At 33.1% G+C, this 17,588-nt stretch carries 17 protein-coding genes; 5 read left to right on the forward strand and 12 right to left on the reverse strand.

From position 1 onward, the window contains the following. Positions 1-222: 222 nt before the first annotated feature. The 4 genes from AC5LXI_RS06490 to rdrB all read left to right on the forward strand — a co-directional run bounded on the left by AC5LXI_RS06490 (position 223) and on the right by rdrB (position 7,933). Complete coding sequence (locus AC5LXI_RS06490; RefSeq protein WP_493444048.1) at positions 223-1,608, forward strand: hypothetical protein; 1,386 nt, start codon at positions 223-225, stop codon at positions 1,606-1,608. A 13-nt stretch (positions 1,609-1,621) separates the two neighbouring features. Next, positions 1,622-1,789 carry a hypothetical protein gene (locus AC5LXI_RS06495; RefSeq protein WP_493444049.1) on the forward strand — a complete coding sequence of 56 codons (168 nt, stop codon included), beginning with the start codon at positions 1,622-1,624 and terminating at the stop codon, positions 1,787-1,789. Positions 1,790-2,744: 955 nt separating this feature from the next. After that, positions 2,745-5,339 carry an antiviral RADAR system adenosine triphosphatase RdrA gene (gene rdrA / locus AC5LXI_RS06500; protein ID WP_493444050.1) on the forward strand — a complete coding sequence of 865 codons (2,595 nt, stop codon included), beginning with the start codon at positions 2,745-2,747 and terminating at the stop codon, positions 5,337-5,339. Continuing rightward, positions 5,339-7,933 (forward strand): antiviral RADAR system adenosine deaminase RdrB, encoded by a 2,595-nt coding sequence (gene rdrB, locus AC5LXI_RS06505; RefSeq protein WP_493444051.1) that lies wholly within the window; start codon positions 5,339-5,341, stop codon positions 7,931-7,933. The genes rdrA and rdrB overlap by 1 nt, the downstream gene beginning before the upstream one ends. Before the next feature lie 98 nt (positions 7,934-8,031). On the opposite strand, the gene AC5LXI_RS06510 is transcribed toward rdrB, so the two are convergent. Next, complete coding sequence (locus tag AC5LXI_RS06510; protein WP_493444052.1) at positions 8,032-8,976, reverse strand: helix-turn-helix transcriptional regulator; 945 nt, start codon at positions 8,974-8,976, stop codon at positions 8,032-8,034. Positions 8,977-9,109: 133 nt separating this feature from the next. On the opposite strand from AC5LXI_RS06510, the gene AC5LXI_RS06515 reads away from it, so the two are divergent. After that, on the forward strand, positions 9,110-9,490 hold the full coding sequence (locus tag AC5LXI_RS06515) for a VOC family protein (RefSeq protein ID WP_493444053.1): 381 nt from the start codon (positions 9,110-9,112) through the stop codon (positions 9,488-9,490). A gap of 128 nt (positions 9,491-9,618) precedes the next feature. Here the strand turns inward: AC5LXI_RS06515 and AC5LXI_RS06520 are convergent, their stop codons facing one another. The 11 genes from AC5LXI_RS06520 to AC5LXI_RS06570 form a co-directional block, all read right to left on the reverse strand. Then, a complete protein-coding gene (locus tag AC5LXI_RS06520; protein WP_493444054.1) occupies positions 9,619-11,055 on the reverse strand; it encodes a hypothetical protein in 1,437 nt (478 codons plus the stop codon). Further along, a complete protein-coding gene (locus tag AC5LXI_RS06525) occupies positions 11,055-11,315 on the reverse strand; it encodes a PAAR domain-containing protein (protein WP_493444055.1) in 261 nt (86 codons plus the stop codon). Before AC5LXI_RS06525 ends, AC5LXI_RS06520 begins: the two co-directional genes overlap by 1 nt. Positions 11,316-11,492: 177 nt before the next feature. Continuing rightward, the gene (locus AC5LXI_RS06530; protein WP_493444056.1) at positions 11,493-12,404 is read right to left on the reverse strand and encodes a T6SS immunity protein Tli3 family protein; all 912 of its coding nucleotides are present in this window, start codon (positions 12,402-12,404) and stop codon (positions 11,493-11,495) included. Further along, complete coding sequence (locus AC5LXI_RS06535) at positions 12,385-13,185, reverse strand: T6SS immunity protein Tli3 family protein (RefSeq protein ID WP_493444057.1); 801 nt, start codon at positions 13,183-13,185, stop codon at positions 12,385-12,387. Before AC5LXI_RS06535 ends, AC5LXI_RS06530 begins: the two co-directional genes overlap by 20 nt. Beyond that, positions 13,175-13,333, reverse strand: coding sequence for a hypothetical protein (locus tag AC5LXI_RS06540; protein ID WP_493444058.1), 159 nt, complete (start codon positions 13,331-13,333; stop codon positions 13,175-13,177). The genes AC5LXI_RS06535 and AC5LXI_RS06540 overlap by 11 nt, the downstream gene beginning before the upstream one ends. 48 nt (positions 13,334-13,381) lie before the next feature. Further along, positions 13,382-14,293: a T6SS immunity protein Tli3 family protein gene (locus tag AC5LXI_RS06545; protein WP_493444059.1), complete on the reverse strand. Its 912-nt coding sequence runs from the start codon at positions 14,291-14,293 to the stop codon at positions 13,382-13,384. Continuing rightward, positions 14,274-15,074 carry a T6SS immunity protein Tli3 family protein gene (locus AC5LXI_RS06550; protein ID WP_493444060.1) on the reverse strand — a complete coding sequence of 267 codons (801 nt, stop codon included), beginning with the start codon at positions 15,072-15,074 and terminating at the stop codon, positions 14,274-14,276. Before AC5LXI_RS06550 ends, AC5LXI_RS06545 begins: the two co-directional genes overlap by 20 nt. After that, entirely contained in the window at positions 15,064-15,222 is a 159-nt protein-coding gene (locus AC5LXI_RS06555) for a hypothetical protein (protein WP_493444061.1), read from the reverse strand. The genes AC5LXI_RS06550 and AC5LXI_RS06555 overlap by 11 nt, the downstream gene beginning before the upstream one ends. Positions 15,223-15,270: 48 nt before the next feature. Further along, on the reverse strand, positions 15,271-16,185 hold the full coding sequence (locus AC5LXI_RS06560) for a T6SS immunity protein Tli3 family protein (RefSeq protein WP_493444062.1): 915 nt from the start codon (positions 16,183-16,185) through the stop codon (positions 15,271-15,273). Then, on the reverse strand, positions 16,166-16,966 hold the full coding sequence (locus AC5LXI_RS06565) for a T6SS immunity protein Tli3 family protein (RefSeq protein ID WP_493444063.1): 801 nt from the start codon (positions 16,964-16,966) through the stop codon (positions 16,166-16,168). Before AC5LXI_RS06565 ends, AC5LXI_RS06560 begins: the two co-directional genes overlap by 20 nt. Further along, positions 16,956-17,531 (reverse strand): effector protein Tle3 domain-containing protein, encoded by a 576-nt coding sequence (locus AC5LXI_RS06570; RefSeq protein ID WP_493444064.1) that lies wholly within the window; start codon positions 17,529-17,531, stop codon positions 16,956-16,958. Before AC5LXI_RS06570 ends, AC5LXI_RS06565 begins: the two co-directional genes overlap by 11 nt. Positions 17,532-17,588: the final 57 nt, after the last annotated feature.

Raw genomic sequence — 17,588 nt, forward strand, 5'->3', positions numbered from 1 at the left:
TTTACCAAAACCACTAATAGCATTTATTGTTAATAATTAATAACAAAACGTAAAAAAAGTAGCAATAAAAGTTAATAATTAGCTAAAAGTTTAGCATAAACTCAATCAACAGTTTTTTAATAAACTGATAAAAATAGCCATTTTTATATAAACATATCAAAAAAATGGATATGAAATACTTGAAATAACTAGTAGAAAAAAAGAAGTAAAGAAAGGAAGTTTATGCGCACGATTATTGCTATTTTTTGTATATTTTTATTAACGGCATGCCATACGCGAACAGCCGAAGATGCATTTAAGGAAGGTCGCTATATAGAAAGTATCAATCTTTTAGCTGCCAGTTTGGATGAAAAAGGGCCAGCAAAGTTTGATCAACAGGACGCTAAGCGCCTACAAACTATTGTTAGTAGTGTAATGCAGTTTTACGAAAAAGATCTAAATTACTTCCATCAATATGATTATCCACAAAAAATAGATGCATATAAGCATTTATTAACTATGAAAGAGATATTAAGTCATCGCTTTTATTCTGAGCACATCAGTTTTTTCAATGACAAATATGACACTAGGCAATTAAAGCAAACTCTTGCTAAAGAGTATTATGATTATGGTAATTACATCACTGGCACTGACAGTGAAAGTTATCGAACAAAAGCCGAATTATATAAAAATAGTTTGTCATACGACAATTATAAAAATGCCGCCACTTTATATAAAAATGCCAATACTAAATATATGCAAATGGCAGCCAAAAATTACTATGACCAAGGTAAACAATTCGAACAACAGGGAAATTATAAAGCTGCTGCTCAAGCCTTTAGTCAGGCTTCATCGATATACAAACCACTAGGTAAATATAAAGATAGTGACAAACTTGCGAAAGATAATGACAAAAAATATGCTACCCAGCAGGCTCAAGAGGCTTATCAACAAGCTAAACAACTGGCAATGAATGCGACAAAGCGTTATGAATATCGAGAAGTTGCCAAGTATTATGCGCAAGCAGCATCTATATATCGGCCATATGGGCAATATTTTGACGCGAGTTCATTAGCTGATACTTATGCTAAAAAAGGCATAATTAAAGTTTATTACTATGGTTCAAGTTTCACCGATGAAATAAGAGATAAATTAAGTGCAAATTATATTCAATTTGCCAATTACTCGAGTGGTGCAGAGATAGATATCCGAATTGACTTTAAAAGTGATTTTGTCGATCTAGATAAATCAGTAACCAATGAAACTAAGACTGAGCAAGTCTTTGATAAATATATTGAAGCAAAAGATAAAAACGGTCAGACAACTCAAATCAAAACTTACAAAGAGCAACGATATAATTTACAAACAGTAACTCATAGTAACAAATTAACCCTAACGGCTAGCATTGAGGTTCACGGTATCTATAGTTATAGCAAATCATTTAAAATTGAAGAAACCTCAGTTAAACATGACTATATTTATAGTGGTAATGTACCTGCCAAATTTCATAATCACAGTGATGGTCGCTTAAAATCGAAAGATGATTTATATACTCAAGCCAAAAGAGATTTATTATCCGAGCTAAACTCAAGATTAGACGATATTGCCAAAGATCTTTCTTACCTATAATGGACAATTTTTAATGATGCTGATAGTTATCATAAAAAAGCTGAGTTATTTAGAAAAACAGAAAGAATACAAAGTTGCGGCTGAGACATTTAGTCAAGCACCATCAGTATATCAACCACGAGGTAAATATAAAGACAGTGATAAACGCGCTTATGATAATGGTAAAAATACGCTACTTTAATGGCCGAAGCGGCCTATCAAGAGGTAAAAATGCTGGTAAAAAGCGCTAGCAAACGCATAGATTTTCGTATAGTTGGCAAAAATTATAGGCAAGCTGCAAACGTATATAGTTATTTTGGACGTTATAAAGATGCTGCTTCTTTATCGAACACCTATAAAGACAAAGGGGTAATATCAGTTTATTGCGATGCCTACGAATTATTGTCCTGATATAAGATCGACTTTTTCTGCTTATTATATCATCTTTGTTGGTTCTCCAAATTATGCCGATATCAACCTGATAAATGTAGAGATAAACGAGCGATTGAAAATGACGAAAAATATCGCACGAAACAATCTGCAGCTGCTTATCAACAAGCTCAATACATTTTAGAAAATGCCACCAAGCGATATGAATTTCTAGAAGTAGCGGAATACTTTATCAAAGCAGCAAATGTTTACCAACCATATGGCAAATATCGCGATGCTAGAGCATTAGCTGAAACTTACCAAAAAAGGAAATTGTTAAAGTTTACTATGATTCATCTTCACCTAAAACCAGTTAACCATATCAAACAAATAGTTAAAAATAAAATCTCTTCAATTTACTGTTTTAATTCTTCTGATTTAATAATATTCATTATAAATAATCTAATGACAATCTAAAGCAAAAATGCCAAATGAATTTCTGATTAGCAAATATTATTGTAGCCAATAATAAACAACATCCTTCAAAAAATATCTAGAGTCTTTTGCCAATAAGAAGGCTGCATAATGGAAAAAAATTTGAGAAAAATCTGATCTAAATTTAACTTCAATATTGTTTCTTATTTAAAGTTAATGCAATAAATTGTTAATCGCTGTTAAAGATATTTTTGTAAAGAAACAAAATATCTGATTAAAAAACTATCAAATTAAGCTAAAATAGCTTCCCATACATTACGTTAAGTAAAATAAAAATATGGATAGAGCAACTTATGGCAAATGATATAATTCTAAATCTAACAACCAATGAATATCTAGATTCTTTTACAAACGAGGAACTTTGGCAGCAAGCAGCCAAAGCAAAACTGGTAGAAATGTTAATAAAAACCAGTGATGAAGCTAAAGCTTATAAACAAAATCGTATTAAAAATAAAGGTAAAAACGCAATTTATGCTGCACATAACGCAATCTGCATCAGTGGTGAACGTGGGGCTGGTAAAACCGTATTTTTACGTAATGTAGAAAATTTTTGGCAAAAAAGATATGACAATAGAGAAATAGACGATATTTTCTTTTTAGAAATTATCGATCCCACCTTACTTTGCAATCATGATGAGTTTGCTAATGTTATTGTTGCTCAATTATATAATGCGGTCGAAAAAAGATTACAATCATATTCAACGGATCAATGCCAACGTAATGATTTTTATTCCTCTCTGCAAGAACTTGCCAATGCTCTAGGAAAAACAAAAGAATTTAATGATTACACCGGAATAGATAAAATACTTAAGTATAGCTCTGGTGTACAAATTCAACATAGCTTTCATAATTTTGTCGAAAAATGTATTGAGATATTACATTGTAAAGCAATTGTGATTCCAATCGATGATGTGGATATGTCTTTAGATAAAGCTTTTGAAGTATTGGATGACGTCCGTCGATTACTTAGCTGTCCTTATATTATCACTATTATCAGTGGTTCTCTTCACTTATATTCTCATATGATGAATGTCCATTTTCAGAAATTAGCTGCACCCAAAGAATTTATTGACACTGATACATTAAAACATGGACGTGAAACAGCTCAATCATTAGCTGAGGCTTATCTAACCAAAGTGTTCCCAAATCACCAACGGTTACCTTTACTACCTATTGATGATCTTTTACCTAAATTAAAAATTATTGAAAGAGTACAGGATAGTGGCATAACATTTTTTAAATACGAGAAAAATCTTCAGGGTTATTTCTACTATCTATGTAATGGGGAAGCTAGCAGTACAAAATGGCCCAAGCCACAAAATGCTCGAGAAGTCTCTCAGCTTATAAGATCATTACCACCTTCTATATTTAAAGATAAATCAGAGGAGTATTTATGGTCTACTTTTCAATCTTGGGCGGAACAAAAACAAGATGGTGTTGCTTATAGTAACTCTGTTAGTTATCAACAGGTAATAAATCACAATGTTGTAGGAGTATTTAGAATTGAACAATTATTAGCTTTTAGCCCAAAGCAACAGATTGACATAAAATTTTCCGGCAATAAAAAGAACTTTTTTAATGAACAGTCAGAGGCGATTAAAGAGCTATCTGGCAAAGGAGAAGAAAATAATAAAATTTTGAACAGCGTATTTAACGAAAATAGTTTAGTTATGCGAAGCATGCCTCCTTTAGAGTTTTTGGTTGGAAATCTTTTTTTAAACAATAAAACCATAGAAACTGACGAAAATAATATTTTAAAATTAATTTATACACATTGTGATTATTATGGAAAATTGAGTCAGCAAATTCATAATATCTATTTTAGCCGTGCTTTTGAAATATTGATTTTATCTATATTGCATGTTACTTCTATATTAGATGTTAATTTTGATAAGAAAGAAATCTACTGGGATAACAAATTGAAGGTTATCCTAAATTCTCCTCCTTTTTATTCAATTCATGCCATGAACCCAACTAAATTTGTAGATGATGAGGATATGTCTGATGGAGAAGACTTAAGAACAAACGGAAAGACTAGTAATGAAAATAATAATAACAACAGCAATAGCATTAATGAATTTGCTAATCAGATAGTCCATTGGTGTGAAGAGTATGAAGAAAAGTTAAAAGAATTACAAAATAAGAATTTGATTCCCTTATTGCATGCAGTATTTAATAAGGTTTTTACTCAATTACATATCATACGTAAAAAAAATTTCAAATTAAATGAAGATGAACATCTTTCCGATATTGTAAAACGTTTTGAATATTTAGTGATTAATGCTTTCGCAAGTTTTATGCAAGATGGAATAATTATTCATGCTAACCCTGCATTAAATGCCGCGGTAAATACGATTAGAGATAAATCAAAATTTAAAAGTTCTGACCGAATATTAACAAAAAATATAAAAGGGATAGTTGATTTCGATACTAAACAACCTGAAGAAAAAGGCGGCATTAGAGCACTACTATTATCAGCTATATGGAATCATCCTCTTTTTGGCAAAAATGAAGATAAAGACAAAAACACAATTAATCCGAAATTTAAAATAAGTAACGCAAATAAAATAATCAAAAGAAATAAATCTAATAGCAAAACAAGCAAATCAGATTCAAACCCAACTCCGTTTAAAAGTATCAAACAAACAATCCTTTCTGTTCAAAATTCTAAGACCTTTAACGACTCAAATATAAATATATGGATTGAAAAACAAGATATCAAGGAGTTGGAAAAATATCTTATTGAATTACAATCAGATGAGCAGTATGAACCTTATAAAGAAAACGAAGAAAGGATTTTAAATGAAAAATCGACAAAAGGATTTGTACGGCTTTTTAAATTAATTTATAACAAAATTCAATCTGAAAAAAATAAAAGAAATAACTAATGTTCACTTTTGATTTAAAATGGATTGTACCTGCTGTAATTTTAACTTCGGATCGGTTATTAAATTCAGAAATAAATTTACAACAAGGTGAAAAATTAAACGAAAAACTGCATACAATTTTAAAGCAGGCAATACATGATTATCAGCCTTATTATCGTCATCGCTTGCGTTCTGATGATATCGATTATGCTATTGAGGAGTGGCTTAACCATGATAAAGCTATAGATCCTATAAGTTGTTTGGATAAATTGGCAGACTATTTTCTAGAGTGGACAGGTGTCAGTTTTGAAGTAAAAAAACCGCTATTGGATTTGTGGTTAGCACTAGTGTCATTAATTGATCCTAATTGGATAATTGCTTCAGCTTATAAAAAACGTATAGAAAATAGAATATTGCAACCGAACCATGCCATTGCCAATATTTTATCAGATCAATGTCCGATTGCATTGGTAAAACCCCTCGGCAATAAAGTTTATGCAGATAATCATGTCCATTTAAATGGGCATGGAACCTCATCACTTTCAATGCAAAGTTTTGCGCTTTATTTAGAAAAAGAGCCTGAATATATTAAGTGGCCTAGTCGCGCTGAGTTTACTTTATATGAAAGTAATACATTAAATAAACAACATTTACCATTGTTAGTGAGAGCATGCAGTATATTATTGTTACGACAGATATTTTTTAATACTGGAATAAAAAATTCCAAGAGTAAAAAGGAATTCGTCAATTTTAACATAATAAATTTAAAAACTATTATATCTGAAAAAGCTTCAGTTATTAGTTTTTACAATAATACCCATGTTACATCTATACAAGAAATTATTGTGATAGCAAATGACCCAAAGCAATGTTCGAAAAATGGTTGGTTATTATTATGCCTAGGTTTTTTAATTCATGCTGATAATAACCAAAATAGCGATTATAGAAAAATTTTATCGATTTTTATTAAAAGTAGTCATATTTTAAGAAACTATATGACAGTATCGGGAGTTGGACTTAGTCAGTTTGTGAGTTTTTTTGGATTTTCGCTAAGAAAACCTGAAAAAATCTATAAAGGTGGTTATAAATTTGAGGATTTCGCGGTAAGTCATGACACAGCAAGTAATATTAAAAGAGAGTATAGAATATCCCCTAATGCTTTAATAAAAAAAGAAGGTGATAAACTCAGTTTATCGCTTGAATACTTAAAAAGACTTTCAAATCATTTCTTCCAATTGAGCAAACCTGAAAATCATCATTTTGTGGTTCATTTTACGCGTGGTTTTCCTGACAAAAAAAATACTAAAGATAGGTTATTAAAGGATTTTCGTGATAAATTGAATTTACAGGTAAATAAACTACATGATCTGATGAATTCAGTTGAATATCAAAAAGCAGAAATTAATATTGAAACTGGACTTTCCCCTAAAAAAGCCAAAGTTGATTTTAGAAAGTTAATCCGTGGATATGATATTGCAGGTAATGAAAATCAATTACCAATTGAGATATTTGCGCCAACTCTTCGAGTACTACGATCAGCATGTTATCAAGTAAATAGTCCTTTATATTTACCTTTCAAAAAACCATTTTTAACTGTTCATGCCGGCGAAGACTTTAGTCATGTTCTATCAGGTTTAAGAGCTATTGATGAGGCGGTTAATTTTTGTCAGTTTGATGAAGGGGATCGTATTGGACATGCTTTAGCTTTAGGAATAGATATTGAGCAATGGGCAAAGCAACAAAAACGAGCCTATTTGACGGTTGGTGAACATCTAGATAATTTAGTTTGGTGTTACTATCAAGCACAAAAACTTTGTGGAATCCTACCTGAAATTCAATCATCTTTCCCGATTCTGGAATACAAAATTAAGCATTGGTCTAACTACTTATATAATGATGAACACTATTCAATTAATGAGTTATACCAAGCTTGGCTACTTCGTCGAAATTGCCCTCGTCGATTAAATAATAATCAAGGTATAAGTGAAATTAAGCGAAAAGCACGTTTACCTGATTATGAATTTTTAATGAATCATCCTGAGAGTAAAGCTAAAAAATTATGGTTAAACTATCTTTATTCAAACTATCCATCAGACAACAAAAGACGGTTTAAAACTATTTCAGTTGATTTACAAATAGACAGCAATATAACTCCTCAATTTATTAATGAACCGCTAATAGATTCAATCTCGAAAGAAGAACTAAAACTCTATACAGCAATTCAAGATTTATTGATTGAACAGTACAGTAAGCAAGGAATTATCCTTGAAGCTTGTCCGACATCCAATCTTTATATTGGTCGAATCAGCCATTATCATGAACATCCTTTATTTCGTTGGCACCCACCAAATGGTAAATGGCTGCAAAATGGTGAAAGGTTTAATCTGTTTGGTATCAGAACGGGGCCTATCTCGGTGTGTATCAATACGGATGATTGTGCATTGATGCCTACAACCATTGCTAATGAACACGATGTGATGATGAAAACCGCAATCAAACATTTTGATATTGGTCAATGCCAAGCAGAAGAGTGGATTGAACGAATTCGTCAAAAAGGTGTAGATATTTTTGATTCAAATCATATTGATTGGAATAACATATTTGACCAATATTAAGTATCGTTAATATAGCGCATAATTTTAAATTAAGTTGATATGGCAACAAAAGACTCTAAATTAATTGACATATCGGTATAAACGAAGTTGGAGTTAATTCAAATTTCTTCTTCGTTATATAATCGCCAGAGTTTTTCTGCTCGTTGGATTATTTCGTAACGGACGTGTTCTGGCTCTAAGCACAGGCATTTATGTCCAAAACTCATTAATATACCGTAACTATAATCATCCTCAATAAAATCAAAGTTGACTAGGTATTTATTATCATTAAATGAATTTATATCTTTCTCATCACAATAATCTAAAATACGTTCTAAGATAGAGCCATCAATTAATAATTTTATTTTAAAGACCTTTTTTTTCATATCTCGTTTAAATAAAGAAACCATGTCGGGATACGATCTTTTAGTAAAATTAATGTCTGTTTTATGGACGTTAGACATTTTAGATAATTTGAATATGCGAAAATCATTTCTATTTAAACAATAACCTTTTAAGTACCACTCTTTTTCTTTAAATAGTAGTTGGTAAGGCTCAATTAATCGAGAAATCGTATCATTTTTAATTTTTACATAATCAAACGATAAAAGTAATTGTTGACTCAACGCCACTTTAATAATGGTTATTTTATTATTATTGTTTTGTTTTAAAAACCAAGGAGATAAATCCACAGCAAGTTGGCTTAGATCATTACCTAAATCATTAAGTTCTTGCTGAGATAAAAAACTTTTAATTTTTTCGTGAGTAAGGGATTTTTCATTGTCACTTAAAATTGGAGAAGATAATAAGTTCAGACCTTTTAAAAGAACAGTCACATCGTTTTTAGTAAATAGCCCTTTACTGATTTTATAATCTTTTAAAATACTGATCCCGCCCTGACTTCCTGCATATGTGATGATCGGAATTCCCGCACGTTCAATAACTTGTATATCTCGATAAATGGTTCGCAATGATACATCTAATTTTTCCGATAAAACTTTAGCGCTTATTCTATCTTTTTGAAGTAGTATCATAATAATTGTAATTATACGGTTAATTTTCATATTTTAATTTTTGAAATAATTGATTTTAAATTTTTAATATGACATACAGTTGTCAGGGTTACCTCATCATAATATAGATAATATAAGTTAAATATATTAATTTTTTAATATCTACTACAAAAAGGTGACCAAAATGTTTAAACCAAATAGCTTTATTATTTATGTTAAAAACATCAATATTAGTACCGATTTTTACACAAAAATACTTGAACAAAATCCTATTGAAACCTATCCAGGATTTGCCGTTTTTTTATTGAAAGACGATTTTATTTTAGGATTACAACAAGCCGATCAAATCACTCCTACAGCACCGAATTATTATGGCGGTTTTGAGCTCTCTTTTAGTGATGTAACAAAAGATAAGGTAGACGAAATTTATTCATTATGGAAAAAGTTGAACGTCAAAATAGAACTTGAACCTCAAATGCTTGATTTTGGATATACATGTGTTGGCAATGATCCAGACGGTCATCGCCTTAGAGTTTGTGCAACTGATACTTCAAAGTTTGAATAGAAGTGATTAAAGAAAATTATAAAAGCAATGATTATCTTTTTTCATGAAGGTTTACATTTAAACTAATTTTGGTGAAAGTAAGAATAGGAGCGATGGAACTTGCTCCTATATAAATATAATATTCTAAATTAAATACTATTAGCTATTTCATCTTGTTCTTCAAACCACATTTCAATGAAATCATCCTCCTTTGAAGACGTTTGATAAAGGGTACTTACAGTAATTACCGCAATGATAAAAAGTCCTGCTATAAAAGATAAAACGCCTATTTGCATCAATAATTCAGAATCGATTTTTTCAATTGGAAACATCATTGTTAAACAGATGCAAAACAAGAGTAATAAGCAACTTAAACAAGTTATGGTTGGATAGTAACCTTTTATGTTATCTTCTTTTATCGGTATATATGCCGTTTCATCGGATAATTGCATAATATTAATTGAATCTTTATTTTGCGTAGCAATAATTTGCCCTTTTTGCTCTTTTACTATACCTTCTGCAGCGAGTGATAATGCAAGCCATGCATGACTATAATCTAACTTACCTAAATTTATCTCCAATTGATAAAATTTACTCGGTTCAAGTTTTATTCCGCCATTTGGATCAAATAATGTAGCTTTAAAACTGTTTAAAGCAGGAGATGGTAAATGTAATGTCCATGCTTGGTTGATCTTTTCTCTTGGCACTTGTTCTGAAGCCAAAATATACTCTAAATCTCTATTGAAATTAGTTAAATTTGTATTAAGGGAGCGGAATAAATTTATTTTCAAAGAAGATTGACTTAATACTTTTTCGTCATTTGAAAACAATAGTGCACAACAATATTCAGTCACCTGTAATTGAGTTTCAGTATCAAATAATAGATTAATTAATAGTATATTTTGTGTTGAATTATCATCAATCCAATCATTAATCTTATCTATGGAGGGTATTATGTTGGAAAAGGTAATATTAGAATGATGAATATTTAGTTCATTGAGTTGGCTATAACTCATTAACGCATTGTTTATAACTTCTTGGTTTTGGTTAGTGTTTAAAAGAATGGTCACACTTGGAAGAATATCTAATTTAGATTTCATTGGTAATAAAATCTTATCAAACAAATAGAATAATGGAGAACTGTCATCTTCTCTTATAATTGAAATGGGTATTACTTTATCTGGATTTGTTGGAGAGTGTCCCTCAAATCTCATTATTTTTAAAGAGACATTATCAATACCTGTAATATAATGGTAATCAATTAAATTAATTGAATTTTGACACCAAATTTGCCAATTTATGCGCATATTTTTTAGACAACGATTAAATATTAACGCATCAACTTTTTCATAAAAAAAGAAGCTGTATAAAAAGCCCATCACACACAATCCAAATAATATTGACATAATAATAAAAAAAATGATGATTAGATTAAATTGAGAAAATACGGCATAGTTATCATTATGAACAATAAAAATAAAACAGATATAAGATAAAAAACTAATCACAAAAATCAATAAATAAATCCATTTTGAAAAATTATTCGGTATGGTTTTTTCTTCAATATTTGGTAACTGCCATTTCATTAGTCACACCCCACTTGTGTTAGTGTTGATATTAATACACAGCCACATGCGGCTTGACATCCTTCGATTACAACTTGGCGTTCATGCATTAGCCAAGTCGGATGTCCTTCAATAATGGGATTTATACCATGTCCTTTTTTCGGGCAAGATACACTATCACCCACTAAAGCAACAGGTTTACCATCAAAATCGGCTCCAGAAGCACTAATAACATTTCCACCATGCGAATGTGGATCACCTAATCGTATTACACCTTTCATAAATAAATTCCTTACTTATATTTTATTTACTTTCTTTAGCCCTAATTTTATGACGAATTTGCCTCAATCTTGATATAGTGCAAGTTTGAGATTACGTGAACTAGTTATTCACTCTATTCTTGCTATTACATCAACAATAGTTAACCTGCCACTTTTATCGGTTTGTTAATATTAAAATTATTTTTCAGCGCCAATTTCACAACGAATTTTGTCCCAACCTTGATATGGTTCCAGTTTAATATGGCGTGCATTAGTTATCCGCTCTATATAAGCGGGTTTATAATAAATTTCCCAGTATCGCCCAAATAGTTGGACCTCTGCTAGGTGTTCACCATCAAGGTATAAATTAATATTTGTTTTGGTGTTTATAACACCATTTAATGAATGAAAAGTTTGTTGAGTGTATCTAAACATTTGCCAAAAAACAGTATCGCCAAATACTACATTATCTTTTAGAATAAAATAGCCAGTATTGCCAGAAACGGTAATAGTATTAATAAACCCTCTCATATATTCATCAACATCCTTAAATTGCAGGGTTAATGGGCTCTGATCTACGCCAATAAAACGCTCTACTTGCTCACTGGGATAAGCTGCGAAATCGGTCACCTTGCCAACATAAAAAGTTTTACCACCATCAATTGAAAACGGCACCGCAGACATATCATCGGTTGGAATGGCAATATAGTCCTTACCCGGGTTGTAATAGTTAAATTTTGGTAGCCTATCGTGAGTAAAAAAGACTTTATTGATACGCGTATGAATATCTTTGGCTTGGTCATGGTACCAAATCAATCCTTCACAGTTTTCCCCTTGCAGCTCTAAATAACGCTCTGCATCAAAACGGTAAATAACCTGACGTTTTTCACTTAAATAGTAAAACGAAGCTGTATAATTAGGATTACTTGTTTTAATAGCATCTGGATAAATAATTTCGTAACCTTGCCTTGGTTCTGGCATGGGAATATCCAGCCCCGTTATTTCTTCATATTTTTCCGGTAAATTTGCCCCAAACTTGATAATAAAAGCCCATAAACCAGCAGGAATGATAATGCAACAGATGAGCAGTTTAATTAGTTTCTTGTACATGCGTTGCCTCCTCTGAAACGCCTAATAGCTGGCGTAGTTGGGTTTGTAATTTAATCAGTGGCGCATAACGGTTATAGACGGTTATCGGTTGTTTTAAACTAGGATCACACTGCCATCGCTGCCAGCCAGAATAATTGGCCGGCATAGCCGGCATAGTTTTAGGTTGATCCGCCCAGCGAAGTCCCATATATCTTATACTGTCTTCAAAAAGTTTCTCGCTGGTAGCTGAAATTACGACAGGACGTGTACCGTAAGGTTTGGGTGACCGGTAAATACCTCGGCTGTTATCTTTTAAGAAAAATTGATTATTCATAACCACAATGTTTTCTACGGTATGATAAGTAGGTCGATAACTTCCCATACCCTCATACGTCTCAATATGAATGGTACGGAAAGAGCGTCCGCCATCTAGGGAAACATCTATAGCAGAATAATCACTTAAAGGGACAAAGATATAATCTTCCGGCATATGGGCAAAGGGTTCGGTTAATACTTCTCCAGAGTGCCGAGCCAATTCATAATAGATCTGCTTTTGCTCATCAACAAAGTACATTCGCCCTTGGCAACCATAGCCAGTAAGTTGGATAAAGCGGTGGTCATCAAAACGAAATACAACTTGGGTAGGGGCAGTATATTTTACTTTATCTTCACCCGGTAAAGGAATAATTGCCAAAAAACAGAGCAAAAAAACGCTGTAACTTAACCAACAAAAAAGATGCCAACGTTTAACAAAAGCAAATAGAAATAATAGTAAACTCAGTAGTAAGTAACTAATCAACATCAGTAACTCCTTTTAAGTCAGGATCAGGCAACATCCATTGTGGTTTTTCGGTTAATTTTTGGTATTTTTCTTTAGCCAGCTCTAACTCTTTAGCTTGTTTAACTGCTTCATCGATCAATGCATCGTGGTAAAAATGATTCACTACCATACCGTCACCTGTTAACCTGCCACTTTTGTCGGTTTGTTAATATTAAAATTATTTTTCAGCACCAATTTCACAACGAATTTTGTCCCAACCTTGATATGGTTCCAGTTTAATATGGCGTGCATTAGTTAGGCGCTCTATATAAGCGGGTTTATAATAAATTTCCCAATATCGCCCAAATAGTTGGACTTCTTCTAGGTGTTCACCATCAAGGTATACATTAATATTTGCTTTGGTGTTTATAACACCATTTAATGAATGAAAAGTCTGTTGAGGGTATTTAAACATTTGCCAAAAGACAGTATCGCCAAACACTACATCATTTTTTAGAATAAAATAGCCGGTATTGCCAGAAATGGTAATGGTATTAATAAATCCTCTCATATATTCATCAACATCATTAAATTGCAGAGTTAATGGGCTATCATCTACGCCAATAAAACGCTCTACTTGCTCACTGGGATAAGCTGCAAAATCGGTCACCTTGCCAATATAAAAAGTTCTACCACCATCGATTGAAAACGGTACCGCCGACATATCATCGGTTGGAATGGCAATATAGTCCTTACCCGGGTTGTAATAGTTAAATTTTGGTAGCTTATCGTGAGTAAAGAAGACTTTATTGATACGCGTATGTATATTTTTGGCTTGGTCGTGGTACCAGATCAATCCTTCACAGTTTTCCCCTTGTAGCTCTAAATAACGCTCTGCATCAAAACGATAGATAACTTGACGTTTTTCACTTAAATAGTAAAATGAGCCTGTATCATGGCGGTCATTAGTTCGAATCACATCAGGGTAAATAATTTCATAACCCTGCCTTGGCTCTGGCATGGGAATATCTAGCCCGGTTGTTTCTTGATATCTTTCCGGTAAATCTGCCCCAAACTTGATAATAAAAGCCCATAAACCAGCAGGAATAAGTATGCAACAGATCAGCAGTTTAATTAGTTTCTTGTACATGCGTTGCCTCCTCTGAAACGCCTAATAGCTGGCGTAGTTGGGTTTGTAATTTAATCAGCGGCGCATAACGGTTATAGACGGTTATCGGTTGTTTTAAACTAGGATCACACTGCCATCGTTGCCAGCCAGAATAATTAGCCGGCATAGCCGGCATAGTTTTAGGTTGATCCGCCCAGCGAAGTCCCATATATCTTATACTGTCTTCAAAAAGTTTCTCGCTGGTAGCTGAAATTACGACCGGACGTGTACCGTAAGGTTTGGGTGACCGATAAATACCTCGGCTGTTATCTTTTAAGAAAAATTGATTATTCATAACCACAATGTTTTCTACGGTATGATAAGTAGGTCGATAACTTCCCATACCCTCATACGTCTCAATATGAATGGTACGGAAAGAGCGTCCGCCATCTAGGGAAACATCTATAGCAGAATAATCACTTAAAGGGACAAAGATATAATCTTCCGGCATATGGGCAAAGGGTTCGGTTAATACTTCTCCAGAGTGCCGAGCCAATTCATAATAGATCTGCTTTTGCTCATCAACAAAGTACATTCGCCCTTGGCAACCATAGCCAGTAAGTTGGATAAAGCGGTGGTCATCAAAACGAAATACAACTTGGGTAGGGGCAGTATATTTTACTTTATCTTCACCCGGTAAAGGAATAATTGCCAAAAAACAGAGCAAAAAAACGCTGTAACTTAACCAACAAAAAAGATGCCAACGTTTAACAAAAGTAAATAGAAATAATAGTAAACTCAGTAGTAAGTAACTAATCAACATCAGTAACTCCTTTTAAGTCAGGATCAGGCAACACCCATTGTGGTTTTTCGGTTAATTTTTGGTATTTTTCTTTAGCCAGCTTTAACTCTTTAGCTTTTTGAACTGCTTCATCGATCAATGCATCGTGGTAAAAATCATTCACTACCATACCATCACCTGTTAACCTGCCACTTTTGTCGGTTTGTTAATATTAAAATTATTTTTCAGCACCAATTTCACAACGAATTTTGTCCCAACCTTGATATGGTTCCAGTTTAATATGGCGGGCATTAGTTATCCGCTCTATATAAGCGGGTTTATAATAAATTTCCCAATATCGCCCAAATCGTTGAACTCCTTTCATGTTTTTACCTTTAAGGTATAAATTAATATTTGCTTTGGTGTTGATAACACCACTTAATGAATGAAAAGTCTGTTGAGGATATTTAAACATTGACCAAAAGACAGTATCGCCAAACACTACATTATCTTTTAGAATAAAATAGCCGGTATTGCCAGAAACAGTAATAGAATTAATAAAGCCTTCCATTGTCGATTTTTTAACATCGGTAAATTGCAGGGTTAATGGGCTATCATCTACGCCAATAAAACGCTCCACTTGCTCACTGGGATAAGCTGCGAAATCCGTTACATCGCCAATATAAAAAGTTTTACCGCCATCGATTGAAAACGGTACCGCAGACATATCATCGGTTGGAATGCCAATATAGTCCTTACCCGGGTTGTAATAGTTAAATTTTGGTAGTTTATCGTGAGTAAAAAAGACTTTATTGATGCGCGTATGAATATTTTTAGCTTGGTCATGGTACCAGATCAAGCCTTCACAGTTTTCTCCTTGTAGCTCTAAATAACGCTCTGCATCAAAACGGTAAATAACCTGACGTTTTTCACTTAAATAGTAAAACGAGCCTGTATCATAGGGGTCATTAGTCCGAATCGCATCAGGATAAATAATTTCGTAACCTTGCCTTGGCTCTGGCATGGGAATATCTAGCCCCGTTATTTTTTCATATCTTTCCGGTAAATTTGCCCCAAACTTGATAATAAAAGCCCATAAACCAGCAGGAATGATAATGCAACAGATGAGCAGTTTAATTAGTTTCTTGTACATGCGTTGCCTCCTCTGAAACGCCGAATAGCTGGCGTAGTTGGGTTTGTAATTTAATCAGCGGCGCATAACGGTTATAGACGGTTATCGGTTGTTTTAAACTAGGATCACACTGCCATCGCTGCCAGCCAGAATAATTGGCCGGCATGACTGGCATAGTTTTAGGTTGATCCGCCCAGCGAAGTCCCATATATCTTATACTGTCTTCAAAAAGTTTCTCGCTGATAGCTGAAATTACGACCGGACGCGTACCGTAAGGTTTGGGTGAACGGTAAATACCTCGGCTGTTATCTTTTAAGAAAAATTGATTATTCATAACCACAATGTTTTCTACGGTATGATAAGTAGGTTGATAACTTCCCATACCCTCATACGTCTCAATATGAATGGTACTGAAAGAGCGTCCGCCATCTAAGGAAACATCTATAGCCGAATAGTCACTTAAAGGGACAAAGATATAATCTTCTGGCATATGAGCAAAGGGTTCGGTTAATACATCTCCAGAGTGCCGAGCCAGTTCGTAATAGATCTGCTTTTGCTCATCAATATAGTACATTCGTCCTTGGCAACCATAGCCAGTAAGTTGGATAAAGCGGTGGTCATCAAAACGAAATACAACTTGGGTAGGGGCGGTATATTTAACTTTATCTTCACCCGGTAAAGGAATAATTGCAAAAAAACAGAGCAAAAAAACGCTGTAACTTAACCAACAAAAAAGATGCCAACGTTTAACAAAAGTAAATAGAAATAATAGTAAACTAACTAGTAAGTAACTAATCAACATCAGTGACTCCTTTTAAGTCAGGATCAGGAAGCATCCATTGAGGTGGTTCGGTTAATTTTTGGTATTTAGGTTTTTCTAATTCTTCTTCTATGTGTTTGTCTTTCTTATTTGGCTTGCTGTGATAAAAATTATTGACAACTAATTTTTCATCTTTTGGCATATGTTTATTTGGGTAGTTCATGGCTTTTTTTAAATCTTTAGGCAGGATGCCTTTATGAACATATTGAAAGTTTTCGGGATCGGTATTTTCAGGGTGGCGCCAGTCAGCCAACACCCGCCAACGGTTTAATAATGTTTGCTGTGTGGCACTGATATTTTCAACCGCGCCAATTGCTAAATCATAAGCCATGATTTTAGCAGGTGCTTCCAAACTATTGGTTATTCCCGAATGGTGAGAACTGGTATCCTCATCTTCGTCGACTATTTTACCTATATCGACCTCAATTTGTTGTTGTGGGTTACGATACATCACGAATATTTTATCTTTTTGAATAACATCGTATTTTGCGAATCCTATTCCTCTATCCCATTCAGGATGCTCGTCGAGCAATTTTATAATCAACAATCAATATTCCTTCTATAGCAAATGACGTAATATTGTCATTTTGTTGCAGTCCAATTC

This window comes from Gilliamella sp. LMG 34361 (assembly GCF_984569075.1).